This window comes from Nonomuraea sp. NPDC003754, from assembly GCF_053605785.1.
Window position 1 is genome coordinate 49,051 of the sequence record NZ_JBSGJX010000003.1, and the last position, 19,750, is coordinate 68,800.

At 70.0% G+C, this 19,750-nt stretch carries 13 protein-coding genes and 1 pseudogene; 9 read left to right on the plus strand and 5 right to left on the minus strand.

Annotated elements, in window-relative coordinates; translation table 11 throughout:
- Positions 1-195: 195 nt before the first annotated feature.
- Both ACWEVS_RS04685 and ACWEVS_RS04690 read left to right on the plus strand, forming a co-directional pair.
- Positions 196-930 (plus strand): glycosyltransferase family 2 protein, encoded by a 735-nt coding sequence (locus tag ACWEVS_RS04685; RefSeq protein ID WP_452549937.1) that lies wholly within the window; start codon positions 196-198, stop codon positions 928-930.
- 143 nt (positions 931-1,073) lie between these two features.
- On the plus strand, positions 1,074-1,496 hold the full coding sequence (locus ACWEVS_RS04690) for a hypothetical protein (RefSeq protein WP_452549939.1): 423 nt from the start codon (positions 1,074-1,076) through the stop codon (positions 1,494-1,496).
- Here ACWEVS_RS04690 and ACWEVS_RS04695 read toward each other — a convergent pair.
- On the minus strand, positions 1,460-1,894 hold the full coding sequence (locus tag ACWEVS_RS04695) for a hypothetical protein (protein WP_452549941.1): 435 nt from the start codon (positions 1,892-1,894) through the stop codon (positions 1,460-1,462). The genes ACWEVS_RS04690 and ACWEVS_RS04695 overlap by 37 nt on opposite strands.
- A gap of 44 nt (positions 1,895-1,938) precedes the next feature.
- On the opposite strand from ACWEVS_RS04695, the gene ACWEVS_RS04700 reads away from it, so the two are divergent.
- Positions 1,939-3,843: a sensor histidine kinase gene (locus tag ACWEVS_RS04700; RefSeq protein ID WP_452549942.1), complete on the plus strand. Its 1,905-nt coding sequence runs from the start codon at positions 1,939-1,941 to the stop codon at positions 3,841-3,843.
- On the opposite strand, the gene ACWEVS_RS04705 is transcribed toward ACWEVS_RS04700, so the two are convergent.
- Positions 3,816-4,289, minus strand: coding sequence for an NUDIX domain-containing protein (locus ACWEVS_RS04705; RefSeq protein ID WP_449915553.1), 474 nt, complete (start codon positions 4,287-4,289; stop codon positions 3,816-3,818). The genes ACWEVS_RS04700 and ACWEVS_RS04705 overlap by 28 nt on opposite strands.
- Before the next feature lie 92 nt (positions 4,290-4,381).
- Between ACWEVS_RS04705 and ACWEVS_RS04710 the strand changes: the two are divergent.
- Positions 4,382-5,413 (plus strand): annotated as a pseudogene (locus ACWEVS_RS04710) (MFS transporter); the annotation flags it as partial.
- A 144-nt stretch (positions 5,414-5,557) separates the two neighbouring features.
- Here ACWEVS_RS04710 and ACWEVS_RS04715 read toward each other — a convergent pair.
- On the minus strand, positions 5,558-6,271 hold the full coding sequence (locus ACWEVS_RS04715) for an MBL fold metallo-hydrolase (RefSeq protein ID WP_354921892.1): 714 nt from the start codon (positions 6,269-6,271) through the stop codon (positions 5,558-5,560).
- 411 nt (positions 6,272-6,682) lie between these two features.
- On the opposite strand from ACWEVS_RS04715, the gene rho reads away from it, so the two are divergent.
- The gene (gene rho, locus ACWEVS_RS04720) at positions 6,683-7,813 is read left to right on the plus strand and encodes a transcription termination factor Rho (protein WP_452413017.1); all 1,131 of its coding nucleotides are present in this window, start codon (positions 6,683-6,685) and stop codon (positions 7,811-7,813) included.
- Between the two features lie 3 nt (positions 7,814-7,816).
- Here rho and ACWEVS_RS04725 read toward each other — a convergent pair whose 3' ends face one another.
- The gene (locus tag ACWEVS_RS04725; RefSeq protein ID WP_452549944.1) at positions 7,817-9,235 is read right to left on the minus strand and encodes a hypothetical protein; all 1,419 of its coding nucleotides are present in this window, start codon (positions 9,233-9,235) and stop codon (positions 7,817-7,819) included.
- A 90-nt stretch (positions 9,236-9,325) separates the two neighbouring features.
- On the opposite strand from ACWEVS_RS04725, the gene ACWEVS_RS04730 reads away from it, so the two are divergent.
- From ACWEVS_RS04730 to ACWEVS_RS04740, 3 genes are all read left to right on the plus strand, one after another.
- Positions 9,326-10,450: a putative RNA methyltransferase gene (locus tag ACWEVS_RS04730; RefSeq protein ID WP_452549945.1), complete on the plus strand. Its 1,125-nt coding sequence runs from the start codon at positions 9,326-9,328 to the stop codon at positions 10,448-10,450.
- A 120-nt stretch (positions 10,451-10,570) separates the two neighbouring features.
- Entirely contained in the window at positions 10,571-12,346 is a 1,776-nt protein-coding gene (locus ACWEVS_RS04735; RefSeq protein ID WP_452413019.1) for a prolyl oligopeptidase family serine peptidase, read from the plus strand.
- 83 nt (positions 12,347-12,429) lie between these two features.
- The gene (locus tag ACWEVS_RS04740; protein WP_452413020.1) at positions 12,430-13,932 is read left to right on the plus strand and encodes an APC family permease; all 1,503 of its coding nucleotides are present in this window, start codon (positions 12,430-12,432) and stop codon (positions 13,930-13,932) included.
- Here ACWEVS_RS04740 and ACWEVS_RS04745 read toward each other — a convergent pair.
- Positions 13,929-15,461: a PP2C family protein-serine/threonine phosphatase gene (locus tag ACWEVS_RS04745; protein WP_452413021.1), complete on the minus strand. Its 1,533-nt coding sequence runs from the start codon at positions 15,459-15,461 to the stop codon at positions 13,929-13,931. The genes ACWEVS_RS04740 and ACWEVS_RS04745 overlap by 4 nt on opposite strands.
- A gap of 120 nt (positions 15,462-15,581) precedes the next feature.
- Here ACWEVS_RS04745 and ACWEVS_RS04750 point away from each other — a divergent pair, with 120 nt between their 5' ends.
- Positions 15,582-19,748 carry a HAMP domain-containing protein gene (locus ACWEVS_RS04750; RefSeq protein WP_449915572.1) on the plus strand — a complete coding sequence of 1,389 codons (4,167 nt, stop codon included), beginning with the start codon at positions 15,582-15,584 and terminating at the stop codon, positions 19,746-19,748.
- The last annotated feature ends 2 nt before the right edge of the window (positions 19,749-19,750 follow it).

Here is a 19,750-nt window from a genome sequence, read left to right on the forward strand (position 1 = left end):
TACATTTTCCTAACACGATGTCAAGAGACGGCAAGTGGATCATTACTTTCAGAGCCGTGGAACGAGCGAAAGAGACAACATCGCAGGTCACCGGGAGCCCCAGAAACACGGGGTTTCGTCCCGAATGCGGTAGATCATCACCAGCTGCAAGGGGATGTCAAGCGAGTTGCAGGTGTGATCGTGGACCTTGGTTCCATGAACACAGGCCCCTTCGCGGCGAGCGTCACTGTTGTTGTTCCCGCACTCAACGAAGCCGACAACCTGCCACACGTCTTCGCGACGTTGCCCACCTGGATCGACGAGGTGATCCTGGTGGACGGCAACTCCGTCGACGACACGGTGGCCGTGGCTCGCAGCCTCCGCCCGGACCTGCGTGTCGTCACGCAGACCAGGCGGGGCAAGGGCAACGCGCTGACCGAGGGTTTCGCCGCCGCCAAGGGCGACATCATCGTCATGATCGACGCCGACGGGTCGACCGACGGCCGGGAGATCGGCCGGTTCGTGCAGGCCCTGGTCGACGGCGCGGACTTCGCCAAGGGCTCCCGCTACATCGAGGGCGGCGGCTCGGACGACATCAGCCCCGTCCGCTCGTTGGGCAACAAGGTGCTGACGTTCGCCACCAACGCCCTGTACGGCACGCGTTACACCGACCTGTGCTATGGCTACAACGCCTTCTGGGCCCACCACCTGGACGCCATGGCGCTCGACTGCGACGGGTTCGAGATCGAGACGCAGATGAACGTCAGGGCCGCGAAGGCGGGGCTGGACATCCGCGAGGTGCCCAGCCACGAGCGCTCGCGCATCCACGGGGCCAGCAACCTGCACGCCGTCCGCGACGGGTGGCGGGTGCTCAAGACGATCTGGCGTGAGCGGGGAAAAGCCGCCCCCGTCCTGAGCGGCGACATGCTTGATCCCTGCATGACACAGTGAGCCGGACGGGGCGGTCGGCCACAGACCGCATGTTGTCCACAGGGTGTGGACAACATGGCCGTGACGCCACCGGCCCGCGTCCGGCCGCATGACTCCATCGTTCAGGGGCAGAGGAAGCGCCGTCTTGAAAGAGAGGTGAGCTCATGATCGTGTTGGGGCTGATCCTGGTCCTGATCGCAGCCGCGACCATCTACCTCGTCGCGATGGAACCCGATACCACCTACACCGTTGTCGGCTACACCTTCCAGCCGTCCCACCTGGAGATGTTCCTGGTGGGCGCGGCCACCGCGGGAGTCCTGCTCCTCGGCGTCTCGATGATCGGCTCAGGTTCGCGCCGGTCGCTCCTGCGGCGCCGCGCGCTGCGCGACGTCCGGGTCCAGGCCGACGACCGGGTCGCCAAGCTGGAGGACGAGAAGCGGGCGCTGGAGCGGAAGCTCAACGACAACACCCCCGACAGCACCCACGACGACACCCACGACGTCGCCGGGGAGACGCGGACGATCCCCCGGCAGGCCCCGCACCCCGACGATCACCTGGTCGCGGGGCGCCGTTCCGACGAGCGCTGAAACAGCTTGCCCTCGCGCCACAGCGCGAGGCCGGTGACCAGGGCGCCGAGCCCCTCCCACACCCCCACGCCCACGAACTCGGCGGGTGCGGCGCCCGTCACCACCAGCGTGGTGAACACCACGAACGTCACCGTCCTCCACGGGACGGTCCACCGGAAGAACGGTGTCCAGTCGGTGGCCGCGGCCAGCAGGTAGTAGACGCCCATGTTGACCGCGGCCATCGACGAGGCCGCCATGTACACCTTCGTGTAGTCACCGGGCCCGCGCATCTCCACGACCTCGAATCCCAGCAGGCCGAGCAGATCGTCCGATCTCAGCAGGCCGAACAGGCCCAGGGCGAAAGCAAGGAAGCCGAAGACGGCGATGGTCCATCCGGATATCGATCGCGGCAAGCGCATGGGAAACCTCCCAAAAGGGGTGTGATCTGCGAGACGATCTCACCATGAAAAGGCGCTTCACCCGCCCCGGCCGCCCCATCGCGCTCAAGCTGCTCGTCCTGCTCTCGGTCCCGCTGATCTCGCTGGTCGGGCTGTGGACGTTCGCGGCCGCGTTGACCGGTGGTGACGGGTTGCGCCTGCTGGAGATCAACAACCTGGTCACCAACCTGGCCGACCCGTCGGAGCAGATGAACATCCAACTCCAGCGCGAGCGGCTGTCGTCGGCCGAGTTCCTGTCGTCCGCCAGGCCGTACCGGGAGCTGATCAACCAGCGCAGCAGGACGGACACCGCCGTGGCGGCCTTCCGCCGGCGCGCCGCCCTGCAGGAGAACGTCACACCGGAGATGGCCGAGCAGCTCAAGGCGCTCTACCGCGAGCTGAACCGCCTCCCCGAGCTGCGCAGAGGGGTCGACGCGCGCTCGGTCGGCGCCATCCAGACGATCACCGTCTACAGCGACATCGTGGACGCCTCCTTCCGCATGTACGACCAGATGATCCTGGTGCCCGACATGGCGCTCTACCGGCTGGCCAGGTCGGTCACCATGCTCGGCGAGGCCAAGGAGCTCCTGTCCAGGGAGCGGGCGATGATCGTGCACGTGCTCGCGACCCGCGAGGTCGGCCCCTCCGACCGGGCGCTGTTCACCCGGATGTCGGCCACCCGCCGCCTCCTCTACTCCCAGGCGCTCACCCACCTCGACGACGACCTCGGCGCCGCCTACCGCGGGCTGGCCGGCTCCGCCGCCTACCGCGACTTCGTCGCGATCGAGGACGCCATCCGCGGCCAGGCGACCGCCAACGGACTGCCCGCGACCTCCGCGACCTGGGTGTCGCGGGGCGACGACCTCGCCGCCGCCGTCGAGCGCAACCAGTCCGAGGCCGTGCAGGGCCTGGTCGACCGGGTCAACCCGACCGCCACCGCCATCCTGATCAAGATCGGCGTCGCAGGGGGCATCGGCCTGGTCGCCGTCGTCGCCTCCATCGTGCTCTCCCTGCGCTTCCGCGGCCGGCTGGTGCGCGAGCTGGCGGGCCTGCGCGACGCCGCGACCGGCTTCGCGGAGGTACGGCTGGCGGGCGTCGTCGATCAGCTGCGCGCCGGCGGCGCCAAGCCCGAGGTCGAACCGCTCGACACCGGAGCGCAGACCACCGAGGTGCGCGACATCATCCAGGCGTTCAACTCCGTCCAGTCCACGGCGGTCGGAGCCGCCGTCGACCAGGCGAAGCTGCGCGACGGCGTGCGCCAGGTCTTCGTCAGCCTGGCCAGGCGCAACCAGTCGCTGCTGCACCGCCAGCTGCTCCAGCTGGACGGCATGCAGCGGCGCACTCACGACCCGGTCATCCTCGACGACCTGTTCAAGCTCGACCACCTCACCACCCGCATGCGCAGGCACGCCGAGAGCCTGATCATCCTGTCGGACCAGACGCCGGGCCGGGGCTGGCGCAACCCGGTGCCGGCCGTGGACGTGCTCAGGGCGGCCGTGGCCGAGGTGGAGGAGTACGCCAGGGTCGAGGTGCCGCAGCCGCCGAACGTGGCGGTGATGGGTTCGGCCGTGACCGACGTCGTGCATCTGGTGGCCGAGCTGGTGGAGAACGCCACCCTCTTCTCGCCCCCGCAGACCAGGGTGGACGTGCGGGCGGTCGGCGTGCCGGAGGGGCTTCAGGTCGACATCGAGGACCGGGGGCTCGGGCTGCCCGAGGAGGAGCTGAGCCAGCTCAACGCCAGGCTGGCCGAGCCGCCCGAGTTCGACCTGGCCGAGAGCGACAGGCTCGGGCTGTTCGTGGTGGCCAGGCTCGCGGCCAGGCACGGGATCAGGGTCCGGCTGCGGCCCTCGCCGTACGGGGGGATCACGGCGACGGTGACGCTGCCCGCGGCCCTGCTCTCCGATCAGCCGGCGCTGACGGGCGGCAGGTAGCGGCTCCAGCCGCTGGCCCTGGCGGCGGCCGCGGCGGGCACCCGGTCGCCGGCCCACGGCGGGAGCAGCTTCCTGGCCTCGGCCTCGGTGAAGAAGCCGTAGTCGTCGAGCTCCTCCGCCTGCAGGGTGATCGGGGTGTCGGCGGGGATGGTGCCGCAGTCGAACAGGAAGTTGACCAGCGGCAGCGGCCGGACGTCCAGCGGGCCCACCCACTGCACGACCAGCAGGTCGCCGACGGGCAGCGTGAGGCCGAGCTCCTCGGCGACCTCCCTGGCGCAGGCCTGCGCGGGGTCCTCGCCCTCGTCGACGTGGCCGCCAGCGAAGCCCCAGTGGTCGCGGTAGTTGGGCTTGACCAGCAGCGTTCTTCCTCCGGGGTCGGTGATGTAGGCGCCCGCCCCGGCCAGCACCTTGCTCAGCGACGCCCAGAACTCCGTGTCCACGCTCACGTGATCAACCTACAACGTCGTCCCGGACGCGGAACGTCCGGCGCCGGGGCCAGTGATGGGAACATCCTACGAAAAAGATAGGATTTGTCCCCGTGACACCACGCGCGTTGATCTTCTGGGCGACGGGCGTCCTGGCCTACTTCGTCGCGGTCTTCCACCGCCAGTCCCTCGGTGTCGCGAGCCTGGCGGCCGCCGCCCGTCTCGACGTCGGCGCGTCGGGTCTGGCGACCCTCGCGATGCTCCAGCTCCTCGTCTACGCCGTGATGCAGATCCCCGTCGGCGTGCTGGTCGACAGGTTCGGCTCCAAACGCATGCTGCTCATCGGGGCGCTGATCATGTCGTGCGGCCAGGTCGTCTTCGCCTTCGCCGACGACCTGCTGCTCGGCCTGGCCGCCAGGACCCTGGTGGGCGCGGGCGACGCCATGACGTTCATCAGCGTGATCAGGCTGGTCAACCTGTCCTTCCCGGCCCGCCGCAACCCGGTGATCGTGCAGCTGACCGGCATCCTCGGCCAGTTCGGCGCCATCGCGTCGACCGTGCCGATCATCGGATCGTTGCGCGCGTACGGCTGGACGCCGACCTTCCTCGGCGCCGCCGGGGTCGGCGTGCTGGCCACGGTCCTCGTCGCGGCCGTCCTGCGCGACGGGCGTCCCTCGGCCGACCGGCGCGCACCGGGGTTGAAGGCCGCGTGGATGCAGCCGGGCACCAGGCTGGGCATGTGGACCCACGCCGCCACCCAGTGCTCGGCCGCGGCGTTCCTGCTGCTGTGGGGCTACCCGTACCTGGTGCAGGGCCAGGGACTCGCGCCCGGGACCGCGGGCGTGCTGCTGTCGGCGCTGACCGCCGTCGGCATGGTGTGCGGCCCGATCCTCGGCTACCTGGCCGGCCGCTTCCCGCTGCGCCGATCGTGGCTGGTGCTGGCCGTCACCGGGTCGACCGCCACCGCGTGGACGGCGGTGCTGCTGTGGCCGGGCGGCCGGGCTCCGCTGTGGCTGCTGGTGGTCCTGGTCGTCGTGCTCGCCACGAACGGCCCCGGATCGATGATCGGCTTCGACTACGCCAGGACGTTCAACCCCGCGGGCCGCATCGGCGCGGCCACCGGCATCGTGAACGGCGGCGGCTTCCTGGCCTCGATGTCGGTGATCGCGCTGATCGGCGTGACGATGGACCTGACCGGCGACCACCGCTGGGCGATGGCCGTGCAGTACCCGGTCTGGCTGCTCGGCGTGGTGCAGGTGCTGCGTTACCGCGCCAAGGCCCGCGCGCTGCTAGCCCAGCTCGACGAACGGCTCGGGGAAGTGGGAGGTGCCGAGCAGCCGGCCCTGCGCGCGCAGTCCGGCGACCAGGTCGAGCCTGGTCTTGGCGGCCAGGTCGGAGTCGCCGTCGTAGACGTAGCGGATCGTCGGGTCGGCCAGCTGCACCGGGTGGTGCAGGACGTCACCGGCCATGGTGAACTCGCCGACCTCGACGCTCTGGTGTCCGGGGGTGTGGCCGGGCGTCAGCCGTACGACCACGCCGGGGGCGACCTCCGCATCGCCGTCGACCACCTGCAGCAGCTCCCTGACCGGGTCGAGGACGGACGTCGCCTCGATCTCGGCCCGCTGGACGACGTGGCGCGCGTTGGGGAACACCGGCCGGCCGTCGACGATCGTGCCGCCGAAGTGGTCGCTGTGCAGGTGCGTGATGATCAGCGTGTCGACGTCGCCGGGCGCGACACCCGCGGCGGCCAGCTCGCCCGGCAGCGCGCCAGGGGCGGGAGCCCAGCTGGAGGTGGGCCCGATGCCGGTGTCGATCAGGGTGACGTGGCCGTCGCGGTCACGCAGGAGGAAGCAGTGGAAGTGGAGGATCCACTCGCCCTCGTCGACCTCCGCACCGAGAAAGGTCTCGAGGAACGGCAGGCGAAGCGAGGGCCCCATCGGGCCGATGGCATCACACAACGGGGTGATCTCGACATCGGCCACGATTCTTGACTTATGCGGCATCCGACAACGCTAGCCGGGTGACGTACTCGTTCTCCAGGTCTGCGGCGAACACGGCGCGACGGCAGCACGCGCAGCGGTACATGATCGGACCCTCGTCGAGGGTGGTGTGACATGTCGGGCACTGGGTCTTCTTCATGACATCCCCCTTGGGCTCGCACCTCCATGAAAGCCTCCGACGATTGCAGGAGCCCTGCAGCCGGCTTGACGGATCCCGCTCCGGGAGATGTGGGCGGCTTGGGGCGACGGGAACAGAACCCTTGCCGTCCGCGTTGACTGTGATATCTTGCGAACCAGCGTTGAGCGTCCACCTGCTCCGCTGATTTCCCTGAAGGGTCCGTGCTGAGGGCCCGTCCCGTGTTCTCTCACCCACCGCCTGCGTTTTTCCAGGCGTGCCCTCGAGGAGGGTTCATCATGTCTGTTTCCACCGTGTCTTCTGTTCCCACGGTCCCCCGCCCCCGCACCGCCGCCGCACCCGCCCGGCAGGTCACCGGACTGCTGGACGTGCGCGACAAGAGCGCGTTCCTGCGCCTGTCCGGCTACCGGCCCGGCCCCGACGACGTACGGCTGCCGCTGGACCGGATCAAACACCTCGGCCTGCGCGCCGGCGACCAGGTGACCGCCACCGTCGCGGGCGCCAAGCTGGTCTCCGTCGAGCAGGTGAACGGCCGCGCCGACTGGCGCGAGCGTCCCCACTTCGCCGACCTGACCCCCGTCCACCCGGAGGAGCGGCTGACGATCGAGACCGAGTCGCTGACCACCAGGGTCGTCGACCTGTTCGCCCCCATCGGCAAGGGCCAGCGCGGGCTGATCGTCGCCCCGCCCAAGGCCGGCAAGACCATGGTCCTGCAGGCGCTGGCCGCGGCCGTCTCCCGCAACCATCCCGACACGCACCTCATGGTCGTCCTGGTCGGCGAGCGACCCGAAGAGGTCACCGACATGCGCCAGACCATCGCGGGCGAGGTGGCCGCCTCCACCTTCGACCGGCCCGACAAGGAGCACGTCGCGGTCGCCGAGCTGGCACTCCAACGCGCCAAGCGCCTGGTCGAGCAGGGCCAGGACGTCGTGCTGCTGCTCGACTCGCTCACCAGGCTCGGCCGCGCCTACAACAACCTCGCGCCGGCCGGCGGGCGCGTCCTGTCGGGCGGCATCGACGCCGGCGCCATCTACCCGCCCAAGCGCTTCTTCGGCGCCGCCCGCAACCTCCAGGACGGCGGCTCGCTCACCATCCTCGCCACTGCGCTCGTCGAGACCGGCTCGCGCATGGACGACTCCTTCTTCGAGGAGTTCAAGGGCACCGGCAACATGGAGCTGCGGCTCAACCGCGCCCTGGCCGAGCGCCGGCTGTTCCCCGCCGTCGACCTCGGGGCGTCCAGCACCCGCCGCGAGGAGATGCTGCTGCACCCCGCCGAGCGGCAGGTGGTGTGGCGGCTGCGCCGCATGCTCGGTGGCCTGGACCCGCAGCAGGGCCTGGAGCTGCTGGTCGGCCGGCTCCGCGAGACCCCGTCGAACGCCGCCTTCCTCACACTGGCCGAATCCGCCTGACGCTCACCGGTGCCGCACGTAGGTCGCCGGTTTCCCGGAACCGCCGGGAAAGACCATGATCAACCACTCTTCCGAGGGCGGCGGATCCTCGCCTTCATCGAGCTCGTCGTAGTCGACAGGCAGCTCCCGCTGGTGCACGCGCACGCGGTAGTCCCCCGCACCGCCCACAGCGAGATCCGGCGACGTCCGCGTACCGTCGTAGATCTCCAGCACTCCTGTCGTGCTCCGGTAGCCGATCTCGGCCACCGCCTGCCAGCCCTCGGTCTCCACAGGCGGCCGTACCCGGTAGGCCTCCACTGTCACGCACAGGTTTCCCAGCTCGGTGAGGGTGGAGATGGCGAGGCTGCCGGGCGTCGCGACCATCACGTCGTCGGCGCCCAGCCGTTCACCCGCCAGGCCCTCGGTCTCCTCCTCGATGGCCTCCAGCATCCACTCGGCCGACATGGGCATCGTGGCCTGCCGTACCGGCCTGGTCGTCGGCCGGTGGCGGGGCAGGGCGGCGCACTCGGCTGTGCGGCGCGCCTCGTAGGCCTCCAGCTCGCGCCGCTGTCTCGCGGCCCGCTCGTCGGCGGCCCGCACCATCTCGGGGCAGATCCGGCGGGCGGCGAAGAGGACCACCTGCCCGTCCTCCCCCACCACCTCGTCCTGGACCTCGGTGGCCGCGCCATCACCGCCGTGCCGCCGCGCGACCGCGCACAGGTGGCGACCGTAGGCCATCAGCTTGGCGTCGGGCATCCGCGTGCCGTCCAGGCCGAACCCGAGGTCGGGATGGCGCGCCTCGCACAGGAAGGACCAGTCCTGTGCGGACGAGCCGGGCGGCGCGGTCCTCCCACACGCTTCCTCGTCCGGGACCGTCACCCTGCTCGGAGCCGCCGCGTCGGCCACCGGCGCCAGCGCCACGGCAAGTGCAAGCGACGCCACGATCACCGGGCGGGGCAGGCGCGGCGCGCGCGGGCGCACGGCCAGGAGCATGAGCACCGGCGCCGGGATCTGGAGCGCCCGCTGCCCCACCGTCCACCAGACGATCCGCCAGCCGCCCCACCGGTCGAGGCAGCCCGGCTCGAGCAGCATGTCCATCGCGAACAGGAGGGGTTCCAAGGCGGCGACCAGCAGCAGCGCGGACCACGAGAGCACCCTGACGGCCCACCTGCCCAGCCGCTCCCTGCGCCACCGCACGCACGCGGCCCACACCGCCAGGCCCACGGCCACGCAGGGCAGCAGGCCGTACCAGTACAGCGGCACCCAGGAGACCGGGTAGGTGTAGCTGATGATCGTGCCCGACAGCTCGGAGCCGGTGCAGACGCCGTAGGTGAATCCGCCCCATGCGAAGGAGTCGGGGACGGCCAGCAGCTGGACGGCGCAGGCGATCGCGGCGGACAGGACGGCGCACGTCCACAGCAGGACAATTAATCGTCGGGGCATCGGGAGAGTCTAGGCACGGACGATCATCACCGGCATCACCGGCATCACCGATCATCACGGGCATGCCGGCTGACCCGCGATGATGGGGGGATGCTGGCTGACATCGTCGAACACCTGCGCTGCCCCGTCTGCCGTGAAGGGGTGCGGCTCGACGCGGGGGCCGTGCGGTGCGGGCATGGGCACGCCTTCGACGTGGCCAGGCAGGGATACGTGAGCCTGCTGACCGGGTCGCAGGCGCCCGGCACGGCCGACAGCTCCGCCATGGTGGCGGCCAGGGCCGACTTCCTGGGCAGGGGGCACTACGCGCCGCTGGCCCGGGCGCTCGCCGAGACGGCGGCGGCCTGTCTCACGCCCGCCGCGCCGTCCCGCAACGCCGGCGCGGGCCGCGAGTCCGCCGGTCCGGCAGGCGCGACCGCGCTCGACCCTTACCCCGACACGGGCCGGGAATCCGCCGGTCCGGCAGGCGCGACCGCGCTCGACCCTTACCCCGACACGGGCCGGGAATCCGCCGATCCGGCAGGCGCGACCGCGCTCGACCCTTACCCCGACACGGGCCGGGAGTCCGCCAGTCCGGCGGGAGCGGCCGAGCTCGGCCCTTATGCCGCCGGCGGGCCGGGGACGGGCGCGCCGGTGATCGTGGACGCGGGGGCGGGGACCGGCTACTACCTCGGGGCGGTGCTCGACGCCGTGCCCCGTGCCACCGGCATCGCGTTCGACATCTCCAAGCACGCGGTCAAACGGGCGGCCAGGGCGCACGAGCGCGCGGGCGCGTTCGTGGCGGACGCGTGGCGGCCGCTGCCGCTCGGGGACGCGGTCGCCGACGTGGTGATGAACGTGTTCGCTCCGCGCAACGGCACCGAGTTCGCCAGAGTCCTGCGACCGGGCGGCCACCTGATCGTGGTCATCCCGGCAGGCGACCACCTCAGCCCGCTGGTGCGAGAGTTGGGCCTGCTGTCGGTGGACGAGGCGAAGGAGCATCGGGTCGCCGAGAGCCTGCGGGGCTTCGAGGAGACGGGCAGGCGGGAGGTGAGGTTCGAGATGTCGCTGACGCGGGAAGATGTCGGCTTGGTGGTGGGCATGGGTCCGAGCGCGTGGCACAAGGACCCCGACCACCTCCACCACCAAATCCGGAAATTTCCGGAATGGACCTCAGCAATTGCGAGTTTTCGCCTGTCTATCTTCACCGCGCCCACGCAATCAAGGCCCATTCCTTGACGCACCTCCGGGACTCATGTTACTGATGGGGCATTTAGTCCGAAATTCCCTCACATTCCTCAGGTATTTCATCCACCCAGACGCAATACTGGACGGCAACTGAGGAGGGGGAGGCAGCGGATGAAGGCGGAGGAACGCTGGCAGGCCAGGTTCCGGGCGCCCAGCATGACGCTGCCCGAGTGGGCACGCCAGGCGCCGAACCGCTCCCTCTACCGCTCGAACGCCTCGGGCGTGTGGGAGATCTACGCGTGGGACCGTACGACCGGCATCACCCGCCAGGTCACCAACCAGCCGTACGGCACCAGCCACGCCGCCCTCGACCCGACGGGCCACTGGATCTACTGGTTCGCCGGCAGCGACCGCGACGAGCTCGGCGTCTGGATGCGCCAGCGCTTCGCCGGCGGCGTCCACGAGGTCATCGCCCCCGACCTGCCGCCCAGCGAGCCCGGCGGCATCGCGCTGTCCGCCACCGGCCTCGCGGCCGTCAGCCTGGCCCGCGCCGGCACGTTCAGCACCTACCTGGTCCGGCCAGGGGAGTCCGCCCGCCTGCTCTACGAGCATTCCGAGGCCTCCTGGGTCACCGACATGTCGCTCGACGGCGAGCTGGTCGCCCTCAACCACAGCGAGCACGGCGACTTCCGGCACCCTGCGCTGCGCGTGCTCAAGCAGAACGGCGACGTGGTCGGCGAGCTGGCCGACGGTCCCGGCAGGGGCGTGATCGGCCTGCGCTTCGGCCCCCTCCCCGGCGACCGCCGCCTGCTCACCCTGCACGAACGCCGCCAGCGCCACGAGCCGCTGGTCTGGGACCCGAAGACCGGCGAGCAGCGCGAGATCTGGCTGAAGGACCCCGGCGAGCTGACCGCCGAGTGGTACGACGACGGCCGCGCCCTGCTGATCGTCAGGGACGACCGGGGCCGCACCCATCTGCACCGCTACGACCTCGGCGGCGGCGGCATGTCCCTGATCGACACGCCTCACGGCGTGATCGGCGCGGCCAGGCCCAGGCCGGGCGGCCACGTGGAGTACGCGTGGTCGAGCGCCTCCCGCCCGCCGGTGATCCGGTCGAGCAGCGGCCACGTGGTCATGAACGCGATCGGCCCCGCCGCCCCCACCAGCGTCCCCGTCGAGGACATCGACGTCTCCGGTCCAGGCGGGCGCATCCACGCGCTGGTCTCCAGGCCCGAGATGGGCTCGGCCCCCTTCCCCGCCGTCTTCCTGCTGCACAGCGGCCCGCACCTGCACGACGCCGACACCTTCTCCCCCGAGGTCGCCGCGTGGGTCGACGCCGGCTTCGCGGTCGTGCGCGTCAACTACCGCGGCTCGACAGGGTACGGCTCGGCCTGGCGCGACGCGCTGCGCGGCGACGTCGGCCACATCGAGCTGGCCGACGTGGCGGCGGTCAGGGAGTGGGTGGTCTCCCAGGGCGTCGTCGACCCGGACAGGACGGTGCTCGCGGGCACCTCGTGGGGCGGTTTCCTCACCCTGCTCGGTCTCGGCGTCCAGCCCAGGCTGTGGGCGGCGGGCATCGCGGTCGCCCCCATCGCCAGCCACGTCACCGCCTACGAGGACCACGTCGAGGGCCTGCGTGCCCTGCAGCGGTCGCTGCTCGGCGGCTCCCCCGACGAGCAGCCGGAGCGCTACCACGACAGCTCGCCGATCACCTACGTCGAGAAGGTCGAGCGCCCGCTGCTGATCCTCGCCGGGGTCAACGACTCCCGCTCGCCGCTGCGGCAGCTCGAGGAGTACGTGAGCCGCCTGGCCGAACTCGGCCGCGAGCACGAGGTCCACTACTACGACGCCGGTCGCGGCGGGCTCGTCGTCGCCGAACGTATCGACCAGATGGCGATAATGCTCAATTTCATCCGCAAACACGGACTCACAACTGACACAGCGTAATAGGTTGCCTCTTTCTTCGCCTTGAATGTCGCCCTCGGCCGCTGCCAGCATCACGCCACCCCCCAGCCGAAGGGCACGAATCTGTGAGTACCTCCACTGAGACCCACGGCGTCAACCGTCTGAAAAAGGACGCCGTCGGCCTCGTCGGCGTCATCTTCATGGCCGTGGCGACCGCGGCCCCCATCACCGCCATGACCGGCAACGTGCCCATCGTCGTCGGCTTCGGCAACGGTCTGGGCGTCCCCGCCGGCTACCTGTTCGCCACCGCCGTGCTCACGATCTTCTCCGTGGGCTACACGGCGATGTCGAAGCACATCACCGCGGCCGGCGCCTTCTACGGCTACATCTCCCACGGCCTCGGCCAGGTCGTCGGCATGGTCTCGGGCCTGCTGGCCACCATGGCCTACGTGGTCTTCGAGGCCTCGATCATCGGTTTCTTCGCCTACTCGGCCAACGACACCTTCAAGTCGCTGGCCGGGGTGGACATCCACTGGCTGTGGTTCGCCTTCCTCGGCCTGGCGCTGAACATGATCCTCACCTACTTCGACATCAACCTGACGGCCAAGGTCCTGGGCGTCTTCCTGATCACCGAGATCTTCATGCTCGGCCTGGTGGCGATCGTCACACTGCTGAACGGCGGCGGCCCCGACGGCCTCATGGCCGCCACGCTCAACCCCGCCAACGCCTTCCGGACCACCGGCCTGCAGGCGGGCGCGGTCGGTCTCGGGCTGTTCATGTGCTTCTGGTCGTGGGTCGGCTTCGAGTCGACCGCGATGTACGGCGAGGAGTCACGCGAACCCAAGAAGATCATCCCGATCGCGACGCTGGTCTCGGTGGTCGGCATCGGCCTGTTCTACACGTTCGTCTCGTGGATGACGGTCGCGGCCAACGGCGTGAAGGCGCCGGAGATCGCCGCCAAGGAGTTCGCCGGCATCTTCTTCAACCCCACCGAGCAGCTGCTCGGCCCGTGGGCCGTCGGCCTGTTCAAGATCCTCATCCTGACCGGGTCGTTCGCCTGCGCGATGGCCTTCCACAACTGCGCCGCCCGCTACCTCTACGCGCTGGGCAGGGAGAACCTCATCCCCGGCACCGGCCGTACCCTCGGGGCCACCCACCCCGTCCACGGCTCGCCGCACATCGCCGGATTCGTGCAGTCGGCGATCTCCGTGGTGCTGGTCCTGGCCTTCCACTTCGCCGGCATGGACCCCTACGTCCACATCTACACACTGCTGGCCGTGCTGGGCACGCTGGCCATCCTCATCGTGCAGACCCTCTGCTCGTTCTCGGTGATCGGCTACTTCCACGTCAAGAAGAAGCACCCGGAGACTGCCAACGTCTGGCGCACCCTGATCGCCCCGCTGGCCGGCGGGCTCGCCATGGCGTACGTGGTGCTGCTGCTGTTCCAGAACCAGGAGGCGGCGGCGGGCGAGGCGGCCAAGAGCGGGTTCTTCACCGCGATCCCGTGGATCGTGGTGGGCGTCGCCGTCCTCGGTGTCGCGACCGCCCTGTACCTGAAGGCGCGCGACCCGGAGAAGTACGAGGTCATCGGCAGGATCGTGCTGGAGGACACGGTCGAGCGCGACTAGCGGGCACGCAGCACCAGGATCGCCAGGTCGTCGGCGCTCGGCTCGGGCGCGAAGTCGGCCGCCGCTCTGCGGATGCGTTCGGCGACCGCCCTGGCCGACAGGCCCGCGCACTCGGCCAGCAGCTTGGCCAGGCCACCGTCGTCATCGAGCAGGCGCCCGCCGCAGCGCCGCTCGGTGACGCCGTCGGTCACCGCCAGCAGCACGTCGCCGTGGTCGAGGTGGATGGTGTCCGCCTCGAACACCACCTCGGGGAAGACGCCGAGCAGCGACTGCGGGGTGGTCACCGTGTCGACGACGCCGCTCGGCCTCAGCCGTAGCGCCTCGGGGTGGCCGGCCGAGACCAGGCGCACCTCAAGGCCGCTCTCGACAGGAGTGATGTCGCCGTGGAGCAGCGTGAGGAACCTGGCGCGCTCGCCCTCCTCGAGGATGGCCTGGTTGAGCCGGCCGAGGACGGCGGCCACGCCGTACCCCTCCCTGGCGAGCAGGCGCAGGGTGTGGCGGGCCAGGCCGGTGACCGCTGCGGCCTCGGGGCCGGTGCCGCAGACGTCGCCGATGGCGAACCGCCACGACTCGTCGCCCGCCTTGAACAGGTCGTAGAAGTCGCCGCCGACCTCGTTGGCCTCGCCGGCGGGCTCGTAGACGACGCCGTAGTCGAGCCCGGGCACCTCCGGCTCGTTCGGCGGCAGCAGGCTGCGCTGCAGCGCCCGGTTGGCGGCGGCCTGCTGGGCGTACAGGCGGGCGTTGTCCATGGCCAGCGCCGCGCGCCGGGCGATGTCCTCGGCGAGCTGGATGCTCTCGTCGGTGAAACGGTCGGGACGGCCCAGGCACATGGCCCCCAGCGAGCGCCCCCGCGCGGTCAGCGGTACGGCCAGCACCTGCGAGTCGGCCAGCTGGAGGCTGGCGGAGGTGCTGTCGGGGACGGTGAGCTCGCTCAGCCGCTCGCGCAGGCCGTCGATGCGCGCCTCGTCGGCGTGCCACAGGTAGGCCAGGCGGCGCGGCCCCGTGGTGTCGGCGGTGTAGACGGCGCACCAGGCCGACAGCCTCGGCACGACGATCTGCGCGATGATCGCGGGCACCATGTCAGGATCGAGGGTGCCGGCGAGAAGGTCGCTGGCGTCGGCGAGGAAACCGAGCCAGTGGGGGCCCCTGGAGGTCTCCTCCGCCCATTCGGCTGCCACCCGGTCCGCCGAGCCGGGTAGCGTGAGCCTTGCCCAATGGACACGGGAATCGCCCGCGAAGGTGATGCCCCATTCCTCGACATCCACGGAGGGGCCTTTCGGGTCCCCGTTGGGAGCGGTCCGCTGCCTGAACTCCACCTGCACGGCGTCGCCGCAGTGCTTCCAGACGATCTCGAAGGGAGCGTCGGCGACCTGCGCGGCCAGCTCCTCTGCCAGGTGCTCGGCCGCAGGCAGCACGGGAGAGGCGGCCCAGGCGGTCATCACCTCACGGGTGAACCTTCTCGCGGAGGGGACGGCGGTCTCGCCTGGCGCGAAGGTGGCCGCGAGAACCGCGCGGGAAGAAGCAGTCATCGTTCCGTGCCTACCACACTTCCCATTGACTTGGGGTAAATCCAAGGACAGGACTACGAGCGACTCATCGTGACAGACTTGCATCACTCACGGCGGCACCCCGGGAGTGGAGGAGACCCCATGACGACGGCCAAGACCGCGCCTGCTGCGGAAGAGAGGACGTACTCAGAGTCCGACCTCGTCCCCGTCCTCGAGACGCTTTTCGCATGGCGCGACGGTGACTTCCGCCGCCGGGTCCCGCATGCCCCTCCCGGGATACTGAGCGAGATCCGGCTGCTGCTCAACGAAGTGGCGGACCGCAGGGAGCACCTCAGCAACGAGCTGACGCGTGTGCGCAAGGAAGTGGTCAAGGAGGGGCGTTTCGGCGAGCGGCTGACCCCCGGCCCCGGTGTGGGGTCGTGGGCGGAGAGCGTCGAGTCCGTCAACGCCCTCATCGACGCGCTGGTCAGCCCCGTGACCGGAGCGGCCGACGTGATCGACGCCGTGGCCAAGGGCGATCTGACCCGCAGGATAGACCTCGACCGCTCGGCCAGAGGTGAGGTCAGGCGGCTCGGCAAGGCCATCAACGGCATGGTCGAGCAGCTGTCGCTGTTCAACAGCGAGGTGACCAGGGTGGCCCGCGAGGCGGGCACCGAGGGCAGGCTGGGCGGCGCCGCCAACGTCAAGGGCATGTCCGGCAGCTGGCGCGACCTGACCGAGGCCGTCAACACGATGTCGTCGCGCGTCTCGGCCCAGGTGCGCGACATCGCCGAGGTGACGACCGCCGTCGCGAAGGGCGACCTGAGCCGCAAGGTGACCGTCGACGCGGTCGGCGAGATGTTCGAGCTGAAGAACACCGTCAACACGATGGTCGACCAGCTGTCGGCCTTCGCCGAGGAGGTCACCCGTGTCGCCCGCGAGGTCGGCACCGAAGGACAGCTCGGCGGCCAGGCGCAGGTCAGCGGCGTGTCCGGGGTGTGGAAGGACCTCACCGACAACGTCAACTTCATGGCCAACAACCTGACCAACCAGGTACGCCAGATCGCCGCCGTCTCCACCGCCGTCGCCCAGGGAAACCTCACCAAAAAGATCACCGTCGACGCCCAGGGCGAGATCCTCCAGCTCAAGGACACCCTCAACACGATGGTCGACCAGCTGTCGAGCTTCGCCGACGAGGTCACCCGCGTCGCCCGCGAGGTGGGCACCGAGGGCAAGCTGGGCGGTCGCGCCGAGGTGAAGGGCGTCTCCGGCGTCTGGAAGGACCTCACCGACAACGTCAACTCGATGGCCAACAACCTGACCTACCAGGTGCGCAACATCGCGCAGGTCACCACGGCCGTCGCCAACGGCGACCTGACCCGCAAGATCGACGTCGACGCCCAGGGCGAGATCCTCGAGCTCAAGTCGACGATGAACACGATGGTCGACCAGCTGTCGTCGTTCGCCTCCGAGGTGACCCGTGTCGCCCGCGAGGTCGGCACCGAAGGACAGCTCGGCGGCCAGGCGCAGGTGCGCGGCGTGTCCGGTGTGTGGAAGGACCTCACCGACAACGTCAACTTCATGGCCAACAACCTGACCAACCAGGTACGCCAGATCGCCGCCGTCTCCACCGCCGTCGCCCAGGGCAACCTCACCAAGAAGATCACCGTCGACGCCCAGGGCGAGATCCTCCAGCTCAAGGACACCCTCAACACGATGGTCGACCAGCTGTCGTCCTTCGCCGACGAGGTCACCCGCGTGGCCCGCGAGGTCGGCACCGAGGGACAGCTCGGCGGCCAGGCCCGGGTGCAGGGCGTGTCCGGGGTGTGGAAGGACCTCACCGACAACGTCAACTTCATGGCCAACAACCTGACCTACCAGGTGCGCAACATCGCCGAGGTCACCACGGCCGTCGCCAACGGCGACCTGACCCGCAAGATCGACGTCGACGCCCAGGGCGAGATCCTGGCGCTGAAGACCACCATCAACAAGATGGTCGACCAGCTGTCGTCCTTCGCCGACGAGGTCACCCGCGTCGCCCGCGAGGTCGGCACCGAGGGACAGCTCGGCGGCCAGGCCAGGGTCGAGGGCCTCGAAGGCACCTGGAAGCGCCTGACCGAGAGCGTGAACGAGCTGGCCGGCAACCTGACGACGCAGGTGCGCGCCATCGCCACCGTGACGAGCGCCGTCGCCCAGGGCGACCTGACCCGCTCGATCGCCGTGGAGGCGCAGGGCGAGCTGGCCGAGCTCAAGGACAACGTCAACTTCATGGTGGCCAACCTCCGCGAGACGACCCAGGCCAACCAGGAACAGGACTGGCTGAAGTCCAACCTGGCCCGCATCTCGCGCCTCATGCAGGGTCACCGCGACCTCATGGAGGTCGCCAAGCTGATCATGAGCGAGCTGACGCCGCTCGTCTCGGCCCGCTTCGGCGCCTTCTACGGCGTCGACAACAGCGTCGCGGAGCACGACCTCATCCTCATCGGCGGCTACGGCGTGCGGCCCGACCGCTCGCCACGCCAGCGGTTCGCCCTCGGCGAGGGCATCGTCGGCCAGGCCGCGGTGGAGGGGCGGCCGATAGTCCTCGACGACGTGCCGGCCGGGTTCATCACCATCGACAGCGGGCTCAGCCAGTCCACGCCCGCGCAGATCGTCGTGCTGCCGATCCTGTTCGAGAGCCGCGTGCTCGGCGTGTTGGAGCTGGCCTCCTTCACCAAGTTCGGCGAGGTCCACCTCGACTTCCTGACCCAGCTCGTCGAGACCATCGGCGTCACGATGAACACCATCATCGCCAACTCCCGCACCGAGGACCTGCTGAAGGAGTCGCAGCGCCTGACCACCGAGCTGCAGGAGCGCTCCGACGAACTGCAGCGCCAGCAGGAGGAGCTGCGCCGGTCCAACTCCGAGCTGGAGGAGAAGGCGGGGCTGCTGGCCAAGCAGAACCGCGCCATCGAGATCCAGAACTTCCAGATCGAGCAGGCCCGGCGCACGCTGGAGGAGCGCGCCGAGCAGCTGGCCGTCTCCTCGCGCTACAAGTCCGAGTTCCTCGCCAACATGTCGCACGAGCTGCGCACCCCGCTCAACAGCCTGCTCGTGCTGGCCAAGCTGCTGACCGAGAACGCCGAGGGCAACCTCACCTCCCAGCAGGTCGAGTTCGCCCGCACGATCCACGGGGCGGGCTCGGCGCTGCTGCAGCTCATCAACGACATGCTCGACCTGTCCAAGGTCGAGGCCGGGCGCATGGACATCCATCCCGCCCAACTGTCGCTGCCGAAGCTGGTCGACTACGTCGAGGCCGCCTTCGCGCCGCTGGCGCAGGACAAGGGGCTCGCCTTCATCGTCGAGGTGGATCCCCGGGTGCCGCAGGAGCTGCGCACCGACGAGCAACGCCTGCAACAGGTGCTGCGCAACCTGCTGTCCAACGCGGTCAAGTTCACCCCCAAGGGCGAGGTACGGCTGCGCGTGGTGCCCGCGCCACGCGAGGTCGACTACGACGACGACACCCTGCGCCTGGCCGACGGCCTGATCGCCTTCCAGGTGGTCGACACCGGCATCGGCATCGCGCCGGACAAGCTGGAGATCATCTTCGAGGCGTTCCGCCAGGCGGACGGCACCACCAGCCGCAAGTACGGCGGCACGGGTCTCGGCCTGTCGATCTGCCGGGAGATCGCCAGGCTGCTCGGCGGCGAGATCCACGTCGACAGCGAGCTCGGCGCCGGCAGCACGTTCACCCTCTACCTGCCGACCGACTACGCGGGCCCGCTGGTCGCGCGCGACGGCGGGGCGGCCCGCAGGCAGGTGCTGACCATGCAGGTCGAGCAGCAGAGCCCGATGGTCGTGCCCGAGCCGCCGATGCCGCTCGACCTGCCGCTGCCCGAGGTCGTCCAGCCGGCGAGCAGGCAGCAGTGGCAGGGCGACGACCCGCTCGACGGCGCCAAGATCCTCATCGTCGACGACGACATCCGCAACGTGTTCGCGCTGACCAGCGTGCTGGAGCGGCACGGCTCCACGGTCGTCTACGCGGAGAACGGCCGCGAGGGGATCGAGCAGCTCGAGCGCAACGAGGACGTGGCGCTCGTCCTCATGGACATCATGATGCCGGAGATGGACGGTTGGGCCACGACGTCGGCCATCCGGCGCATGCCGCAGTTCGCCGATCTGCCGATCATCGCGCTGACCGCCAAGGTCATGCGGGGTGACAGGGAGAAGAGCATCGCGTCCGGCGCCTCCGACTACGTGCCGAAACCGGTCGACGTCGACCAGCTGCTCGAACGGCTGCGCGGTTGGCTCAGCCGAGGGCGGGTGTCCGACACGGCGGAAGAGGCGTAACA

Coding starts and splice junctions, on each gene's coding strand:
- ACWEVS_RS04685 (WP_452549937.1), top strand. CDS start 196: ATGAACACAGGCCCCTTCGCGGCGAGCGTCACTGTTGTTGTTCCCGCA.
- ACWEVS_RS04690 (WP_452549939.1), top strand. CDS start 1,074: ATGATCGTGTTGGGGCTGATCCTGGTCCTGATCGCAGCCGCGACCATC.
- ACWEVS_RS04695 (WP_452549941.1), bottom strand. CDS start 1,894: ATGCGCTTGCCGCGATCGATATCCGGATGGACCATCGCCGTCTTCGGC.
- ACWEVS_RS04700 (WP_452549942.1), top strand. CDS start 1,939: ATGAAAAGGCGCTTCACCCGCCCCGGCCGCCCCATCGCGCTCAAGCTG.
- ACWEVS_RS04715 (WP_354921892.1), bottom strand. CDS start 6,271: ATGCCGCATAAGTCAAGAATCGTGGCCGATGTCGAGATCACCCCGTTG.
- rho (WP_452413017.1), top strand. CDS start 6,683: ATGTCTGTTTCCACCGTGTCTTCTGTTCCCACGGTCCCCCGCCCCCGC.
- ACWEVS_RS04725 (WP_452549944.1), bottom strand. CDS start 9,235: ATGCCCCGACGATTAATTGTCCTGCTGTGGACGTGCGCCGTCCTGTCC.
- ACWEVS_RS04730 (WP_452549945.1), top strand. CDS start 9,326: ATGCTGGCTGACATCGTCGAACACCTGCGCTGCCCCGTCTGCCGTGAA.
- ACWEVS_RS04735 (WP_452413019.1), top strand. CDS start 10,571: ATGAAGGCGGAGGAACGCTGGCAGGCCAGGTTCCGGGCGCCCAGCATG.
- ACWEVS_RS04745 (WP_452413021.1), bottom strand. CDS start 15,461: ATGACTGCTTCTTCCCGCGCGGTTCTCGCGGCCACCTTCGCGCCAGGC.
- ACWEVS_RS04750 (WP_449915572.1), top strand. CDS start 15,582: ATGACGACGGCCAAGACCGCGCCTGCTGCGGAAGAGAGGACGTACTCA.